The sequence below is a fragment of the Aquimonas sp. genome, from assembly GCF_044377145.1.
Lineage (GTDB): Bacteria > Pseudomonadota > Gammaproteobacteria > Xanthomonadales > Xanthomonadaceae > Aquimonas.
The window spans coordinates 63,263-79,525 of the sequence record NZ_JBILJQ010000009.1; the positions used below are offsets into that span (position 1 = coordinate 63,263).

The following is a 16,263-nucleotide window of genomic DNA, read 5'->3' on the forward strand; positions in this document are numbered from 1 at the left end:
GTTCAAGCCGCGGAGCGCGGGAAAGGCGACCGGCGCATGCTTGCGCAGCATCCCGTACGGCGGACGAAGCCCGTGTAGAATCAGCGCTCAAGCGTAGGTTGATAAAGGACTTTCGAGCCCGTGGCGCGTGCTAAAGACGAGAATCGAAAGCCGGTGATTGCCGAAACCCGCGGCGGCCTGTGGCGCGAGGCGCTGGTGCTCGCGCTGGCCCCTGTGCTCCTGTATCTGCTGGCTTGCCTGTGGACCTGGAGCCCGCAGGACCCGGGCTGGTCGCGGATCGGCGAAGTGACCGGTGAAATCCGTAACTTCGGCGGTCTGGCCGGGGCCAAGTTCTCCGACATGGTGCTGTCGTTCTTTGGCCTGACCGCCTATGCGCTGCCGATCCTGATGGGGCTGGTTGCGGTGGTCGCCCTGCGTTCGAAAGCGGCTGACGAAGAAACTCCGCTGACGCCCGCCCTGCGCCTGATCGGTGTGGTGTTGTTCCTGGTATCCAGCGCTGCGGTTGCGGCGCTCAACTACGGCGCGTTCGCGAGCGAGCTGCCGATGGGCGCGGGCGGTGTGCTCGGCGGTCTGATCAGCACCTGGCTCACTCGCGGAATCGGCCTGCTCGGCGCCAGCCTTCTGCTGCTGACCCTGCTGCTGATCTCGATAACCTTGGCCACCGGACTGTCCTGGCTGGCACTGATGGATCGGCTGGGCAGTGCGGTGCTCTGGCTCGCCGAGCGTGGGCGCAAGCAGGTCGCCGCCGCGGGTGAGTACCGCGTGGCGCGTGCCGCAGTCGCTGAGCGCGAGGAAGTGCGTCGCGAGGACAAGGTCAAGCGCGCCAAGCGTGAGCCGGTGAAGATCGAACCGCAGCTGCCGGCGCCGGAGCGCAGCGAGCGCGCTCAGCGCGAGCAGCAGATTCCGTTGTTCACGGTTTCAGTCGGTGAGAACGGCGTGCTGCCGCCGCTGTCCTTGCTTGACGACCCCAAGCCGCAGCCGAAGGGCTATTCCGACGAGGCGTTGTCGACACTGTCGCGGCAGATCGAGTTCAAGCTCAAGGATTTCCGCATCGAGGTCAATGTGGTCGGCGTGTATCCCGGCCCGGTGATCACCCGGTTCGAAATGGAGCCCGCGCCGGGCATCAAGGGCAGCCAGATTTCGAGCCTGGACAAGGACATCGCGCGCGGCCTGTCGGTGAAGTCGGTGCGCGTGGTCGACGTGATTCCGGGCAAGTCGGTGATCGGCATGGAGATCCCCAATGCCAATCGCGAGATCATCTACCTGTCCGAGATCCTGCGTTCGCGCGAGTACGACAAGCTGGCCTCGCCCTTGGCGCTGGCGCTGGGCAAGGACATCGGTGGCCGGCCGACCGTGGTCGACCTCGGTCGCATGCCGCATCTGCTGGTCGCCGGCACCACCGGCTCCGGCAAGTCGGTAGCGTTGAATGCGATGGTGTTGAGCCTGCTGTACAAGGCCACCGCCAACGAAGTGCGGATGCTGATGATCGACCCGAAGATGCTGGAGCTTTCGGTGTACGAAGGCATCCCGCACCTGTTGGCGCCGGTGGTGACCGACATGAAGGAGGCCGCCAACGGCCTGCGCTGGTGCGTGGCCGAGATGGAGCGGCGCTATCGGCTGATGTCCGCGGTCGGCGTGCGCAACCTCGCCGGTTTCAACAAGAAGGTGCGCGACGCGGTCGAAGCCGGCCAGCCGCTGATGGACCCGCTGTTCAAGCCGAATCCCGAGCTTGGCGAGGCGCCGCGGGCGCTGGAGACCTTGCCCTACATCGTCGTGATCATCGACGAGTTCGCCGACATGATGATGATTGTCGGCAAGAAGGTCGAAGAGCTCATCGCCCGCCTGGCGCAGAAGGCGCGTGCCGCCGGCATCCACCTGATTCTCGCCACTCAGCGCCCATCGGTTGATGTGATCACCGGCTTGATCAAGGCCAACATCCCGACGCGCATCGCGTTCCAGGTCAGCTCCAAGATCGACTCGCGCACGATTCTCGATCAGTCCGGTGCTGAAACCCTGCTCGGACACGGCGACATGCTCTACTTGCCGCCCGGTACCGCCATGCCCGATCGCGTGCACGGCGCCTTTGTCAGCGATGAGGAAGTGCATCGCGTGGTCGACCACCTGCGCAAGATCAGCGGCGGCCCGGACTACCTCGAGGGCGTGCTCGATGAAGTCCAGACCATGGGGGACGGCGTGGTGGTCGGCGCCACCGGTTTGCCGGAGGACTTCAAGTCGAATGATCCCGAGGCGGACGCGCTGTACGACCAGGCCGTGCAGATCGTCATCGAAACCCGCCGCGCTTCGATCTCCGGCGTGCAGCGGCGACTGAAGATCGGCTACAACCGCGCCGCGCGCCTGATCGAGGCGATGGAAGCGGCCGGCATCGTCAGCTCGCCCGAGCACAACGGCGACCGCAGCGTGCTGATGCCCAATCGCAACGCCGACTGACGCCCCGTGCATTCGTTCGCCTCCGTCCTGTCCGCGGCAGCAGGACGGACGGCCGCGATTAAGCGCGGCGCACTCACACTCGGCGCGCCCTACCTGACCCGGAATTCCTCATGCGTCTGCTGATCGTCTGCACGCTGCTGCTGTCCAGCCTCACTGTCTCCGCGGCGGATGCCGATGACCTGCTCAACGATTTCACGCGTGACCTCAAGGGGCTTCGTGGCCAGTTCAGCCAGCAGGTGTTTGACCCCAACGGCGGCCTGAGCGAAACCTCCAGCGGCGCGATCGCGCTGGCGGTGCCGCGCCAGCTGCGCTGGGAATATGTCGAGCCTTTCCCGCAGCTGATCGTGGCTGACGGCGAACACCTTTTCATCTTCGACCCGGACCTGGAGCAGGTCACGGTGCGGCGTCAGGTGTACGAAGAACAGCAAAGCCCGCTGCTGGCATTGGTCGACCCCGAAGAGCGCGAACGTCAGTTCAAGCTGAAAGGCGCCGGCCAGCGCGACGGTCTCGACTGGATTGAGCTGGAGGCCAAGCAGGAGGAGGCGCCGATTCGCAACGCCCTGCTGGGCCTGTCAGGCGATCAGCTGCTGCGCATGCAGTTCACCGATTCGCTCGGCCAGCGCACCGATATCCGCTTCAGCGACTGGCAGCGCAACCCTGACTTCCAGCCTGGCGCTTTCCGCTTCGAGATTCCTGCCGGCGTCGACGTGGTGGGCGACTACACGCCTTCAGCTGAAGTGCTGCCGCTCGGCGATTGAAGTGCGCGAAGGCGACGGATCAAAACATGAGGCCCGCGCGATGCGGGCCTCATGTTTGCAACGGAGTTAGGAGGCGGGCTCGGAATCCCGAATCCCTATTTCCGGCTCTTCAGAACCGCCCCTCGAACAACTCGCGCCCGATCAGCATCCGGCGGATTTCGTTCGTTCCAGCGCCGATCTCGTAGAGCTTGGCATCGCGCAGCAGGCGGCCGGCAGGGTAGTCATTGATGTAGCCGTTGCCGCCCAGCGTCTGGATGGCTTCCAGTGTCACCTTCACCGCCGCCTCGGAGGCATGCAGCAGGCAGCTTGCCGCATCCACGCGTGAGCGCACGCCGCGGTCGTACTCGCGTGCCACCGAGTAGGCGAACGCGCGCGAGGACTGCACGGCTGTATACATGTCAGCGATCTTGGCCTGCATGATGCCGAAGCGGCCAATCGGTGAATCGAACTGGCGGCGCTCGCGCACATAGGGCAGCACGATATCCATGGCCGCCTGCATCAGGCCGATCGGGCCGCCGGACAGCACCAGACGCTCGCTGTTCAAGCCCGACATCAGCACACGCACGCCGAGGTTGACCTCGCCGAGAACGTTCGCGGCCGGAATTTCGCAGTTCTCGAACACCAGCTCGCAGGTGTTGCTGCCGCGCATGCCGAGCTTGTCGAGCTTCTGCGCGGTGGAGAAACCCGGCATGCCCTTCTCGACCAGGAAGGCGGTCATCGTGCGCGAGCCTTCCGACTTGTCTGCCGTTCGCATGTAGACGATCAGCACATCGGCATCGGGGCCGTTGGTGATCCACATCTTGCTGCCGTTGGCGACCCAGGTGTCGCCTTGAAGCACCGCGCGACAGGCCATCGAGCCGACCACGTCGGAGCCGGCACCGGGCTCGCTCATGGCAAGTGCACCGATGAATTCGCCGCTGCAGAGCTTCGGGATGAAGCGTTCGCGCTGCTCCGGCGTGCCGTGGTTGTACAGGTTCTGCACGCACAGATTGCTGTGTGCGCCGTAGGAGAGGCCGACCGACCCGGAGGCGCGGGAGATTTCCTCCATCGCCACCAGGTGAGCGAGATAGCCCATGCCGGAACCGCCCATCTCGGGCGGCAGGGTGATGCCGAGCAGGCCCATTTCACCGAGCTTCTGCCACAGGTCCATCGGGAAGGCGTTGTCGCTGTCGATATCGGCTGCGCGCGGGGCGATCTCGGCGGCGGCGAAACGGGCCACCGCGTCGCGCAGGCTGTCGATGTCTTCGCCGAGTTCAAAGGCTCGCATGGGCAGGTTCCTGTAGGGCAGGGCGGTGCGCAGAGCGCACCGGATCAAGGGGTTTGCAGGGTCGCGAGCATGCAGCAATGCGCATGCTCGCGACGTCATGAAGCAGCCGCTCAGCCCGCGCGCATGCGGCCCAGGAAGCGCGGCGCGGAGTTGCCCATGTGCGGTAGCTTGACCTTGCCGATGGTGTGAATGCGTTCCTCAGCCATGCGGTCGGCAGCCTTGTAGGTCGGCATGTTGTCGCGCGCGCTGATCTCGAAAATGCGGCCGAGGTTGTAATAGATCGTACGCATCATGCGCATGGCGCGCTCGCGGTTGTAGCCGTCGATCTCCAACGACACGTTCATCAGGCCACCGGCATTGACCGCGTAGTCCGGCGCATACAGCACGCCACGACGGTGCAGTTCATCGCCGATGGCATCGTTCGCAAGCTGGTTGTTGGCGGCGCCGCAGATGATCTGCGCCTTGATCCGATCCAGGGTCTTTTCGTTGATCGTGCCGCCCAGCGCGGTGGGCGAGAACACGTCGGCGGGGACGTCGTAGATTTCATCAAGCCCCACGGCCTCGCAACCGAACTCGTCGACCGCGCGCTGCACGGCTTTCTGGTTGATGTCGGTGACGAACACCTTGGCGCCGCGCTCGCGCAGCAGCTTGACGAACTCCATACCAACGTGGCCCACGCCCTGCACGGCGTAGCTGAACTTCTCGACCTCTTCATGGCCGTGCTTGAAGTTCAGTGCGGCCATCAGGCCCTGCAGCGTGCCGAAAGCGGTGAACGGCGAGGGGTCGCCGGAGCCGCCGTGGACCTGGTGGACGCCGGTGACGAACTCGGTCTCTTTCAGCACGTATTCCATGTCATTGACATCGATGCCGACGTCTTCGGCGGTGATGTAGCGACCGTTCAGCGAATTGACGAAACGACCGAAGGCGCGGAACAGCGCTTCGGACTTGTCCTTGTGCGGGTCGCCCCAGATCACGGCCTTGCCGCCACCGAGGTTCAATCCCGAGACCGCGGCCTTGTAGGTCATGCCGCGCGACAGGCGCAGCACGTCATTCAGCGCTTCCTCGTCACTGGCGTAGTTCCACATGCGGGTGCCGCCCAGGGCGGGTCCGAGCACGGTGTTGTGAATGGCGATGATCGCCTTCAGGCCGGCATCTGCGTTGTGGCAGAACACGACTTGCTCGTGGCCGGTGCGGGAAAGGGTTTCAAACAGCATTGGAGACTCCGGAAGGGGCGGGGGCACCCGGTGTGCGGGGACAGCCCGCGCGCTGCAGGCTGCAGTTGACGCGGGAAGCCGCCCATTCTAGCCCGCGAAATCGAGGGCGACACCCTGCGCTGCAGCGAGATTCGCGGCGGGAGGATGTCCGGATCCGGCGCCCGATTCCGTACTGTTGCGTACCGTGTGACAGACCAACAGCCGTTGACCTGCATGCACTCAACCCACCGGGAGATCTTTCCAATGACTCGTTCGATCATCGCTGTCGCCGCACTGCTGCTTGGTTCCTTCGTCGCCCCGCCGGCCTCAGCCGACGCCAAGGACGAAGTGGTTGCCGCCTGGGAGCGCGCGTTGGCGCACGGCAGCTATCGGATGCAGATGGAGACTGAGACCCGAGGCCGGGTGAACACCCAGCAGATGGACGTGAAGCTCCCCGGCAGTTTCCACATGCGCTCACCCGAGTCTGAAATGATCCTGCTGCCGCAGGGCACCTGGATGAAAGTCAACGGCAGCTGGATGCAGTTTCCGATGAACATGTCCAAGATCATCGAAGGCTATACCGCCGATGCGATCGAGCAGGGCAAGGCGTCGCTCACCGATGTCGAGCACCTGGGCGAGGCCGAAGTCGAAGGCTGCCTGGCCACTCGCTATCGCTACTCCACAAGCGGCAAGTTCATGGGCATGAAGAATGACAGTGAGGTCGAGATGGCGGTCTGCCAGGCCAGCGGCCTGCCGCGCCTGCTGACATCCAGAAGCGGCAGCAAGCGCCGCCCGGACACCCTGAGGATCGTCTACGACTTCGAGGCCGAGATCGACATTCGCGCGCCTCGCTGACCCGTCCGATCAGGCCTCGGGGCCGAGCTCGCGATCAATGTAGCGATGGATCTCGGCCTCGATCGGACTGCGCAGCGCCGACAGCAGGAAACCCAGTTTCACCAGCACATCCACTTTGCCGCGGCTGAGTGCGATGTTGCCGTTCACGCCCATCCTCTGAAAGTGCAGGGTGTTGCCTTCCCAAGTGCACTCGACCGAGAACTTCTCGGCCAGCCGTTCGGCGACATGGTCGATCGCGAGCTTGGCTTCCTTCATGGATTTGGTGTGCGTTCGGCAGATTTCGATACTCGGCATGGGGGCGGGCTCTGGCGTTTGCGGGGATGAGTACAGGTCGGCCGCGCAGCAACCTGAGGTTACGGGCGCGGAGGGTTCAATCGATGGTCTTGGTCGCCGACGAGTGACGGGTTAGCATGCCGCATGCGCTTCACATTTCCCAACGGCGAGCACCCCGGTGTCGAGCTTACGCGCGGCAGCCTGAGCATCGGTTCGGACGCGGACGACACGGTCTGCCTCGGTGATGCCGGACTCAAGCCCAGCCATGCCCGGATCGATCTGCAGCCCGAGCGCCGGGTGTGCATCCTGCGTCTGGCGCCGGGTGCACTGGCCTATCTGAATGCTCGCCCGGTGCGCTCACTGGCTCTTCTGCGGGCGGGTGATGTGGTGATGCTCAATCGGGTCCGGCTGTGCCTGCAGGGCGCGGTCGTGGCCGGCCCGGCGGCCGGTAGCGAGAGCGGCACCTTCGAGCCTCGCGATGGTGGGCCTCGTGTAGTGCTGCGCGGCGTCGCCGGCGTGTTCTTCGGGCGCAGCTACCGCTTTGAACCCACCATCAGCATCGGCCGCAGCGAGCGCGCGGATATCAGCGTCGACGAGGAAGGCTTGGCAGCGATTCAACTGCGCCTGCACTGGCTCGGTGACCGTTGTCTGATCCAGTCCGACGCGGCGGAGCCGAACTTCGAACTCAATGGTCAGGCGCTCAGTTCCGCCTTCATGATGCCGGGCGATCAACTGCGCGTAGGTTCCGCGCGCTTTGTACTCGAGGCGCCCGGGCTGCGCCCTGGGCGCCGCGATGATCCGCACACTCCGGTCAAGCCGATGCGCGCGGTCAGCCACGCCGACGTGCCCACGCCCCCGCCGGCAGCGGCCTCGGTTGCGGTGCAGAGCGGTTTCAATTTCGGCTGGCTGATTCTGGCTGCCGCCGCGATTGCCGGTGCCCTGCTGGTGCTCTTTGTGTACGCACCGCATTAGGCGCAGCTCGCGCGCGTTGGCTCAGCGGGTGGCGGGTGGCTCGCTGGAGATGTCCGGATCCGTGACCGCCCGACGCGCCAGCTGCGCTTCGCGGTGCGCGATGTAGACATTGGCGGTGAAGATGATCGCTGCGCCAGTGCCGATCCACAGGTCCAGGCGCTCGTCGAAAAGCAGATAGCCGGCGGCTGCCACCAGCGGCACCTGCAAAAAGCTGATCGGGGTGAGCATGGAGGCGTCGCCCAGCTTCAGCGCGCGCGCCCAGCACATATGTCCAGCGGTGCCAAAGAATCCAGCCAGAACGATCCATAGCCAAATGATGCCCTGCGGCGTCTCCCACACCCACAGCGCGGGCCCCAGCGACAGCGGCACCCACAGCAGCGTGGTGTAGAGAACAATGGCATCGGCTTTTTCGGTGCGCGAAAGGAATTTGATGCTGATCGCGACCGCGGCGCTGAGCGCTGCGGCGCAGAGTGCAACCAGCACGCCAGGGCTGAAGTCGGCGCCCGGACGAACGATCAACAGCACGCCGATGAAGCCCAGGCCGACCGCAGTCCAGCGCCGCGCACGCACCACCTCACCCAGCACCAGAACCGCGCCGATGGTGACGAACAGCGGCGTCGAGTACGACAGCGACACCGCCTGGGCCAGCGGCAGATTCACGATCGCCCAGAACCCGCACAGCATCGACACGATGCCGATGGCCGAGCGGAACGCATACAGCGAGAGCTTGCTGGTCTTGAGCAGCCCCGGGCCGTGCCGCAGCAGCAGGGGCAGGGCGAACGCCAGCCCGAACAGATTGCGGAAGAAGGCGATCTCGAACGGATGCAGCTGCGTCGACGCGAGCCGGATCACCACCGCCATGCAGCCGAACATGCACGCGCTGGCCAGCATCAACAGCACCGCTTTCCAGACCGCAGCGGCGGCGCGCGAACCGGCCGCGCTTTCGACGGGGCTCATTCGTCGGGCCGGAAGCGGGCGCCGACGATCAGCGGCTCGGGCTGCAAGACCACACCGAACTGAGATTCCACCGTGTCGGCGACCCGGCGCGCCAGCGCGAGCAGCTCGGCGCCGCTTGCGGATCCATGATTGACCAAAACCAGGGCGTGCTGCGCGGAGATTCCGGCGTCGCCCTCGCGAAAACCCTTCCAACCTTGTTGATCGATCAACCACGCAGCCGAGAGCTTCACCTGATCGGCGCGCGCTGCCGGAAACCGCGCGAGCTGCGGATGTCTGCTGGCGATGCGGGCAGCGATTTCGGCGGGCAGCTCCGGGTTCTTGAAGAAGCTGCCGGCATTGCCGACCTGGGCTGGGTCGGGCAGTTTGGTGCGGCGCAGCACAGTCACCGCATTGGCGACCTTTAGAGGTTCTGGCGACGAGCCCGACTCGATCCCACGTAGCGCTTCTTCGAGGCCGGCGTAGCCCAGCCTGGGATGCGCGTCGCGATGCAGCCGCAAGCACACCTGCAGGATCAGCCAGCGATCGGGCTCGCGTTTGAACACACTGTCGCGATAGCTCAGCGCCATCTCATCGGCGGTGAGCTGACACAGCTCGTCGCTGCCACGGTCGAGCGCACGCACCCAGATCAGGCTGTCACTCAGTTCAACGCCATAGGCGCCGATGTTCTGCACCGGCGCAGCGCCGACCGTGCCCGGAATCAGGGCCAGATTCTCGATGCCCCAGAGCCCGGCACCGCAGCAGGCGCGCACCAGAGCGTCCCAGTTCTCGCTCGCCCCGGCGATGACCTCGACCGCGCAATCGGCCGTTTCGATGAACTCGAGCCCGAACAGCTGCGGGTGGATCACGGCCGATGGATCTTTGACCAGCAGCAGGTTGCTGCCCCCACCCAAAATCAGCGGCTTCACCGACTGGCTGCGACAGTCCAGCAGCGCGGCGCGCAAGCTGTCGATATCGCCGCAGCGCGCGAATCGCTTCGCCCGCGCCGCAACTCGAAATGTGTTCAAGCCGGTCAGGTCGACATCATCAACCCAGATCGCGCCTGTGCTCATCGCGACATGCCGCGCACCGATTGTTCACGTCGCCGACGGATCGCGTCCACGCACTGCCGGATCAGAATCGGACCGCGATACACGAACCCGGTGTAGATCTGCACCAGGCTGGCGCCAGCCGTGACCTTGCCGACCGCATCGGCACCGGTGTGGATGCCGCCGACACCGATGATCGGAATCGAATCCGGCAGCTGTGAGCGCAGGTGGCGCAGCACATGGGTCGAGCGCCCATACAGCGGTTTGCCCGACAGGCCGCCGGCCTCACCCGCGCGGGGATGGCCCTCGACTGGCAGACGGTCGGTCGTGGTGTTGGTGGCGATCACGCCGTCCACGCGCGCCGCGGCCAGAATCAGGCCCATGCGGTTGATCTGCTCGTCGCTGAGGTCGGGCGCGATCTTGATCAGGATTGGTGTGCGTCGGCGGTGCTTGGCTGCCAGGCGCTCCTGCGCTTCGCGCAACTGGTTCAGCAGCCGATGCAATTCGTCGGCGCTTTGCAGATCGCGCAGACCGGCGGTATTCGGTGAGGAGATGTTGACGGTGACGTAGCTCGCAACCGGGTACACGCGCTCCAGACAGTACAGATAGTCCTCGAAGGCGCGCTCATTCGGCGTGTCCTTGTTCTTGCCTATATTGATGCCCAGCACGCCGCGGTAGCGGCTGCGTTCGACATTGGCGAGCAGGGCATTGACGCCTTCGTTGTTGAAGCCCATCCGATTGATGACCGCCGCGTGCCGCGTGAGGCGGAACATGCGCGGCTTGGGATTGCCGGCCTGCGGTCGCGGCGTGGTCGTGCCGATTTCGATGAACCCGAAGCCCAGCGCGCCGAGGGCATCGATATGCCCGCCGTTCTTGTCCAGGCCAGCGGCCAGCCCGACCGGATTCGCGAACTCGATGTCCCAGAGCTTCAGCGGCATCGGCTTGCTGCGCTGCGCAACCAGGGGGTTCAAACCCAGCCGGTACATCGTTGAAAGGCTTGCGAGTGCCAGATCATGGGCGCGCTCGGCGTCCATCATCATCAGGAAGGGGCGGGCGAAGCTGTACATGTGGATGCGCGCTCAGGGGAGGGGCGGCGGAAATGCCCGGATCGGGCGATGGATGTGGAAAGCCATCCGATACAAGGAGTGCCCCGATGCGGAAACGTCGCACACGAGCCTTCCACGACACGCAACGTTTGGTGCACCCCCGTGTAGCCCCAACGCCGGGCTGCGCGCGAGTACGCGCGCAGACCGGCGGATTTCGCTAGAAATCGAAGCGGATGCCCTGTGCCAGAGGTAGTGCATCGGAGTAATTGATGGTGTTTGTCTGCCGGCGCATGTAGACCTTCCAGGCATCCGAACCCGACTCACGGCCGCCGCCGGTCTCCTTCTCGCCGCCGAAAGCACCACCGATCTCGGCGCCCGAGGTGCCGATGTTGACGTTGGCGATGCCGCAATCCGAGCCCGCTGCCGACAGGAATTGCTCGGCGGCCTTCAGGTTCTGGGTGAAGATCGAAGACGACAGGCCCTGCGGGACCGCGTTCTGCATCTCGATCGCTTCGTCCAACGTCTTGAACTTCATCACGTAGAGGATCGGTGCGAAGGTTTCGTGCTGGACGACCTCATCGCTGTTCTGCAGGCCGGTGACGATGGCAGGCAGCACGAAGTTTCCGGGGCGGTTGATCGCTGTGCCGCCGGTCTCCACCGTGCCGCCGCTGGCCTTGGCCTTCGCGATCGAGGCCAGAAACTGCTGCACGGTAGCCTGACTGTTGAGCGGGCCCATCAGGTTGGCAGCATCGGTCGGGTCGCCAATCTTGCCCTCGACCTGCTTGTAGGCCTTGATCAAGGTGGCCAGCACGTTGTCGAAGATGGATTCGTGCACGATCAGTCGGCGCGTGGTGGTACAGCGCTGGCCGGCGGTGCCGACCGCTCCGAACACGATGCCCGGGATCGCCAGTTTCAGATCAGCGCTTTCATCCAGGATGATCGCGTTGTTGCCGCCGAGCTCCAGCAGGCTGCGGCCCATCCGGCGGGCCACGCGCTCGCCGACCGTGCGACCGACCTGGGTCGACCCGGTGAAGCTGATCAGCGGAATGCGCTTGTCGTCAACGAACTGCTGCGCCAGCTCGACGCCGGCGTCGTTGATCAGGAAGAAGATGTCGGGGAAGCCACCGGCACGCAGGGCTTCGTTGCAGATCTTCATCGAGGCGATGGCGGTCAGCGGCGTCTTGTTGGACGGCTTCCAGATGCAGACGTCGCCGCAGATCGCGGCGAGGAATGAGTTCCATGCCCAGACTGCAACCGGAAAATTGAACGCGCTGATGATGCCCACCAGGCCCAGCGGCTGGTACTGCTCATACATGCGGTGGCCGGGGCGCTCCGAATGCATGGTGTAGCCATAGAGCATGCGGCTCTGGCCGACCGCGAAATCGGCGATGTCGATCATTTCCTGGACTTCACCATCGCCCTCGGGTTTGCTCTTGCCCATCTCGAGTGCGACCAGCGAACCGAGCGCGTCCTTGTGCATGCGAAGCGCTTCGCCACACAGTCGAATTGCTTCGCCGCGGCGCGGCGCCGGAGTGGTGCGCCAGGTCTTGAACACGGCCTGGGCGCGCGTGATCACCGTTTCGTAGTCGGCAACGCTGCTGGCGTGCACTTCAGCGATGACTGCGTTGGTGGTCGGGTTGACCGATTGCAGCACGCCGGCATCGGCGGTAGACGACCACTCACCGTTGCCAAGATAGGTGCCGGAATTGACATCAGACAGGCCAAGGGCCTGAAGCAGCTGGGAGCTCATGCGGGGATTCCTGCTGGAAGCGAAGAGGATGTCGACGGCAAGCCTGCCGCAACTGACCGCGGAGTTTACTACAGGCCTGCAAACCCGTTCCCCGGGCTCGGCTGCCAGACTCCACCGACATTCACCTGCATGGCAGAATACGTGGCCTGCCCCCGTAGCTCAGCTGGATAGAGCGTCCCCCTCCTAAGGGGAAGGTCGTGCGTTCGAATCGCGCCGGGGGCACCAGGGTTTGGCGAAGGCGTTGGCGCAGCGATGCAGTTTCCGACGCCAACATAACGAAAAGGCCACCGCATGCGGTGGCCTTTTCGTTTCATGCCTCGTGGTGGAGCGGAGGAGGATCGAACTCCCGACCTTCGCATTGCGAACGCGACGCTCTCCCGGCTGAGCTACCGCCCCACGAGGCGGGGATCATAGAGGCAATGTCGCACGTCTGCCAAGTGCTCAGGCTGCCGCCGCAGCGCGGACACGCGTAGGCAGCAGAGGCACCAAGGTGGGCTCCAGCACTATTCGGCGCCAGCCAGACAGCTGTCTCGACCAGCGACCCTCACGCAGCAGGGTCTCTAGATGCCGGCGCGAGGCGAGCACCGATTCATGCAGGCCGAGCGCTTTGGCGTGCTCGGCGACCGCCGCCTGCAGCAGCTTCAGCTGTTCGCGCTCGGTGTTCTCGGGCAGGGTGGCCAGCGGGATGTCGAGTTCCTCGGGCGTCAGCGTGGCCATCAGCAGCTCGAACAGGTCGTCGCGTCGTCGACGCGGCGACTTCGGATTGCGATCCAAGGCGGCTTCGAAGGCTGTGCGGTCAGGGGGCGGGCGATTGACCAGATCCAGCGCGAGACCGGCATCCAGCACCCAGTTGCGCGGACGGTTCCCGCCACGTGCCAAGCCATCACGCCATAGCAGCAGGCGACGCAGTCGCGCCTGCGCTTCGGTCGGCAGGCCCTGAGCGGGCCGAAGAGCGAGGTGAGGATGCGGATCGTCGGGCTCGATGGCATTCGAGAGCATTCGCTCGCAGTCCTCGTCCAGCCAAGCGCGGCGACCCTGTAGATCCAGGGTTGACGCCAGCTGGCGGTGGGGTTCCAGCAGGTAGCGAACGTCGTCGGCGGCGTAGGTCAGCTGTGCTTGTGTCAACGGGCGCTTGAGCCAATCGGAGCGCGTCTCGCCCTTTTCCAGGACGATGTCGCACAGGCTGGCGACCAGACGCTGATAGCTCATGCCCGGGTCCATGCCGCACAGCCCAGCGGCCAGTTGGGTGTCGAACAGCGGCCGCGGTAGGGCTGCATAGGTGTGGTGAAAGGCCTGCAGATCTTCGCTCGCGCTGTGCATCACTTTGATGGTCGACGAGCCCAGGAACTCGACAATCGCCGGCGCACTGCCCAGCGCCGGAGCGTCCAGCAGCAGTACCTCTCCTGCACGACCCAGCTGCACAAGCGCAAGCTCGGGGAAGAAGGTCTTCTCGCGCATGAATTCGGTGTCGACCGCGACTGCGGGCTCGCCCGACCACGCGCTGAGGGTGTTCAGATCGGCAGGCGTATCAATCCACTGCATCGTCGGCTTCCAAGGCATCGGGGCGAAGACGATAGCCTACTTCTCCGCCGCACCTTTGAAGTGCATCACGTACGCGCAGTGCGAAGCCCCGCACTATCGCGGGTCGGCTTACGGCGCCCTAGTGATAGCGCTGTGATTCCGCAGTCCGGTTGCCGCATGATTGCAGTTCAGCCGCAGCCATCTAAAAACTCGCGCAGGGGCGAGGAGGAGGGAGAGTGTCAACGGTTCATTTTCGGGGGATCGCGGCGTCAGTCGTGATGTTGTTGGTATTGAATGCCTGCGGAAGCAGTGATGAAGCTGCTCCCGCATCAGCGCCGTCGCAGGCCGAGGGAGCTGCCAGCGCGGATCCTGCAGCGACCGGCAGCGGCGCCCAAACGGCAGGTGAGGCGCAGGGCGATGCGGGAGAGGGACAGGCGCCCGCGCGTCGACGGCTGATGGATGCCACGATGGCACAGGAGTGGACGCCCGAATTTGCCCCGCTGCTCAACTTCGATCTGGCGGGTACCCTGCGGAGCGCATCAGAAGCGTTGGCCGCCGGTCGACTTGAGCCGGGGGACGACACGGCGCTGGCCCTGTACACCTTGGTGCTGCAGAACGAACCGGACAATGCAGATGCCCGTGCCGGCATTGATGCGGTGGTGACCGCTCTGCTGCTGCGTGCAGATCAAGCGTTTGCGCAGGCGCGTTTCAACGAAGTCGTGCGAATCGTGACCACGGTGACGCGACTGCGGCCGGAACACCCCGAACTGGTGGTGCTGCGGGCCAAGCTTGATTCCGGGCGCGAGGTGGCGAGTCTGCTGGCTGAAGCGCAGCGGCTGGTCGAGGCCGGCAGTTTGGCCGCGCCCGAGGGCAACAACGCCGCCGAGATCTACCGCCAGATTCTGAGCCGTGATCCGAACAATCTTGGCGCGCAAGAGGGCTTGGCTCGCGTCGAAGCACTGCTGGTAAACCAGGCTGCATCGGCAGCGGAGTCTGGAAACTATCAGGATTCCGAGCGGATGCTGGCTGAGGCCGGACGCGTGAGTCCGGGCTCCGAGGCGGTACAGGATGCGAGCACCCGCATCGTGGAGCTGCGCGAGACGCGTGCGAAAGAGCTCATTGCCGAGGGTAACGCGGCGGTGGAGGCAGGGGATCTTGCCGTTGCGGAGCGAGCGCTGACCGAGCTTGAGGCCGAATCCGCGCAGGCGGAGGGATTGGAAGCACTGCGTACCCGCATCGAAAGCGCACGCAGCTACGCCAGCATGCGTCCGGGACAGAGCCTCTCGGATGCGCTCAGCTCGGGTGGATCGGCGCCGGAGCTGGTGGTGATTCCGCTCGGCAGCTACCAGATGGGCTCTTCAGAGGGCGAGGCGGACCGCAAGAGTAACGAGGGCCCGCGCTTTGTCGTCAGTCTGGAGCGTGGGTTTGCCTTGGCCCGTTCAGAGATCAGCGTCGGCCAGTTCAGGAGCTTCATCGGCGCCACCGGTTACGCGCCGAGTGCGAGCCAAAACGGCAGCTCGACGGTCTACGACGAACGCAGTGGCAGCATGGCGGCCAAGAGTGGCGTGAGCTGGCAAAGCGATCACAACGGCAAGAACGCCGCGGCGGATCTGCCGGTGATCCACGTCTCCTGGGTCGATGCCAAGGCCTATGCCGACTGGCTGTCGCGGGAAACCGGCAAGAGCTACCGGCTGCCTTCGGAAGCCGAGTTCGAATACGTGCTGCGCGCGAGCACCCAGACCCGCTACCCGTGGGGCGATGGCAACCCGAGCCGGCTGGTGGGCAATCTCACCGGTGACGGCGACCGCAGTGAGTCCCGCCGCAACTGGGTGAATGCGTTCCCGGACTACATCGACGGCTATTGGGGTCCTGCGCCGATACGGTCTTTCGAGGCCAATCGCTTCGGCATCCACGACATCAACGGCAACGTGTCGGAGTGGGTGGAAGATTGCTGGCATGACAATTACCAGCGCTCGCCGACCGATGGCAGCGCCTGGGTCAACCCGGGCTGCAATCGCCGCGTGATTCGCGGTGCTTCCTGGGCCAGCTCGCCGGATCAGGCGCGCTCTGCATTCCGCTTGACGGCCGCACCGACCACGACCAATGCACGGCTCGGATTTCGGGTCGCTCGTGATCTGTAGCTTGGCCTGAAATGGTCTGCATGGGCTGATAGTGAAAAGGCCGCCCCTTCATCAGGG

At 64.9% G+C, this 16,263-nt stretch carries 13 protein-coding genes and 2 tRNA genes; 6 read left to right on the forward strand and 9 right to left on the reverse strand.

Annotated elements, in window-relative coordinates; translation table 11 throughout:
- Window positions 1–120: 120 nt before the first annotated feature.
- Together ACIQ7H_RS04865 and ACIQ7H_RS04870 are read left to right on the forward strand one after the other, a co-directional pair.
- Window positions 121–2,448 carry a DNA translocase FtsK gene (locus tag ACIQ7H_RS04865; RefSeq protein ID WP_395788963.1) on the forward strand — a complete coding sequence of 776 codons (2,328 nt, stop codon included), beginning with the start codon at window positions 121–123 and terminating at the stop codon, window positions 2,446–2,448.
- A 110-nt stretch (window positions 2,449–2,558) separates the two neighbouring features.
- The gene (locus ACIQ7H_RS04870) at window positions 2,559–3,206 is read left to right on the forward strand and encodes an outer membrane lipoprotein carrier protein LolA (protein WP_395788964.1); all 648 of its coding nucleotides are present in this window, start codon (window positions 2,559–2,561) and stop codon (window positions 3,204–3,206) included.
- A gap of 109 nt (window positions 3,207–3,315) precedes the next feature.
- Here ACIQ7H_RS04870 and ACIQ7H_RS04875 read toward each other — a convergent pair whose 3' ends face one another.
- Both ACIQ7H_RS04875 and ACIQ7H_RS04880 read right to left on the reverse strand, forming a co-directional pair.
- Window positions 3,316–4,473 carry an acyl-CoA dehydrogenase family protein gene (locus tag ACIQ7H_RS04875; protein WP_395788966.1) on the reverse strand — a complete coding sequence of 386 codons (1,158 nt, stop codon included), beginning with the start codon at window positions 4,471–4,473 and terminating at the stop codon, window positions 3,316–3,318.
- 110 nt (window positions 4,474–4,583) lie between these two features.
- Window positions 4,584–5,687, reverse strand: coding sequence for a Glu/Leu/Phe/Val dehydrogenase dimerization domain-containing protein (locus ACIQ7H_RS04880; RefSeq protein WP_395788968.1), 1,104 nt, complete (start codon window positions 5,685–5,687; stop codon window positions 4,584–4,586).
- A 243-nt stretch (window positions 5,688–5,930) separates the two neighbouring features.
- Here ACIQ7H_RS04880 and ACIQ7H_RS04885 point away from each other — a divergent pair, with 243 nt between their 5' ends.
- On the forward strand, window positions 5,931–6,521 hold the full coding sequence (locus tag ACIQ7H_RS04885; RefSeq protein ID WP_395788970.1) for a hypothetical protein: 591 nt from the start codon (window positions 5,931–5,933) through the stop codon (window positions 6,519–6,521).
- Window positions 6,522–6,530: 9 nt separating this feature from the next.
- On the opposite strand, the gene ACIQ7H_RS04890 is transcribed toward ACIQ7H_RS04885, so the two are convergent.
- Window positions 6,531–6,815 (reverse strand): polyhydroxyalkanoic acid system family protein, encoded by a 285-nt coding sequence (locus ACIQ7H_RS04890; protein WP_395788972.1) that lies wholly within the window; start codon window positions 6,813–6,815, stop codon window positions 6,531–6,533.
- A gap of 123 nt (window positions 6,816–6,938) precedes the next feature.
- Between ACIQ7H_RS04890 and ACIQ7H_RS04895 the strand changes: the two genes are divergently transcribed.
- A complete protein-coding gene (locus tag ACIQ7H_RS04895) occupies window positions 6,939–7,766 on the forward strand; it encodes an FHA domain-containing protein (RefSeq protein ID WP_395788974.1) in 828 nt (275 codons plus the stop codon).
- A 21-nt stretch (window positions 7,767–7,787) separates the two neighbouring features.
- Here ACIQ7H_RS04895 and ACIQ7H_RS04900 read toward each other — a convergent pair whose 3' ends face one another.
- The 4 genes from ACIQ7H_RS04900 to ACIQ7H_RS04915 form a co-directional block, all read right to left on the reverse strand.
- Window positions 7,788–8,723, reverse strand: coding sequence for a DMT family transporter (locus tag ACIQ7H_RS04900; RefSeq protein WP_395788976.1), 936 nt, complete (start codon window positions 8,721–8,723; stop codon window positions 7,788–7,790).
- Window positions 8,720–9,772: a UDP-N-acetylmuramate dehydrogenase gene (murB, locus tag ACIQ7H_RS04905; protein WP_395788978.1), complete on the reverse strand. Its 1,053-nt coding sequence runs from the start codon at window positions 9,770–9,772 to the stop codon at window positions 8,720–8,722. Before murB ends, ACIQ7H_RS04900 begins: the two co-directional genes overlap by 4 nt.
- On the reverse strand, window positions 9,769–10,815 hold the full coding sequence (locus ACIQ7H_RS04910) for a quinone-dependent dihydroorotate dehydrogenase (protein ID WP_395788980.1): 1,047 nt from the start codon (window positions 10,813–10,815) through the stop codon (window positions 9,769–9,771). The genes murB and ACIQ7H_RS04910 overlap by 4 nt, the downstream gene beginning before the upstream one ends.
- A 196-nt stretch (window positions 10,816–11,011) precedes the next feature.
- Window positions 11,012–12,544, reverse strand: a complete 1,533-nt coding sequence (locus ACIQ7H_RS04915; protein ID WP_395788982.1) for an aldehyde dehydrogenase family protein — start codon at window positions 12,542–12,544, stop codon at window positions 11,012–11,014.
- A 148-nt stretch (window positions 12,545–12,692) separates the two neighbouring features.
- On the opposite strand from ACIQ7H_RS04915, the gene ACIQ7H_RS04920 reads away from it, so the two are divergent.
- Window positions 12,693–12,769 (forward strand) — tRNA-Arg (locus tag ACIQ7H_RS04920).
- A 95-nt stretch (window positions 12,770–12,864) separates the two neighbouring features.
- Here the strand turns inward: ACIQ7H_RS04920 and ACIQ7H_RS04925 are convergent.
- Window positions 12,865–12,940 (reverse strand) — tRNA-Ala (locus tag ACIQ7H_RS04925).
- A gap of 45 nt (window positions 12,941–12,985) precedes the next feature.
- Window positions 12,986–14,086: a ribonuclease D gene (rnd, locus tag ACIQ7H_RS04930; protein ID WP_395788984.1), complete on the reverse strand. Its 1,101-nt coding sequence runs from the start codon at window positions 14,084–14,086 to the stop codon at window positions 12,986–12,988.
- A gap of 434 nt (window positions 14,087–14,520) precedes the next feature.
- Here rnd and ACIQ7H_RS04935 point away from each other — a divergent pair, with 434 nt between their 5' ends.
- Window positions 14,521–16,206, forward strand: a complete 1,686-nt coding sequence (locus tag ACIQ7H_RS04935; protein ID WP_395788986.1) for an SUMF1/EgtB/PvdO family nonheme iron enzyme — start codon at window positions 14,521–14,523, stop codon at window positions 16,204–16,206.
- The last annotated feature ends 57 nt before the right edge of the window (window positions 16,207–16,263 follow it).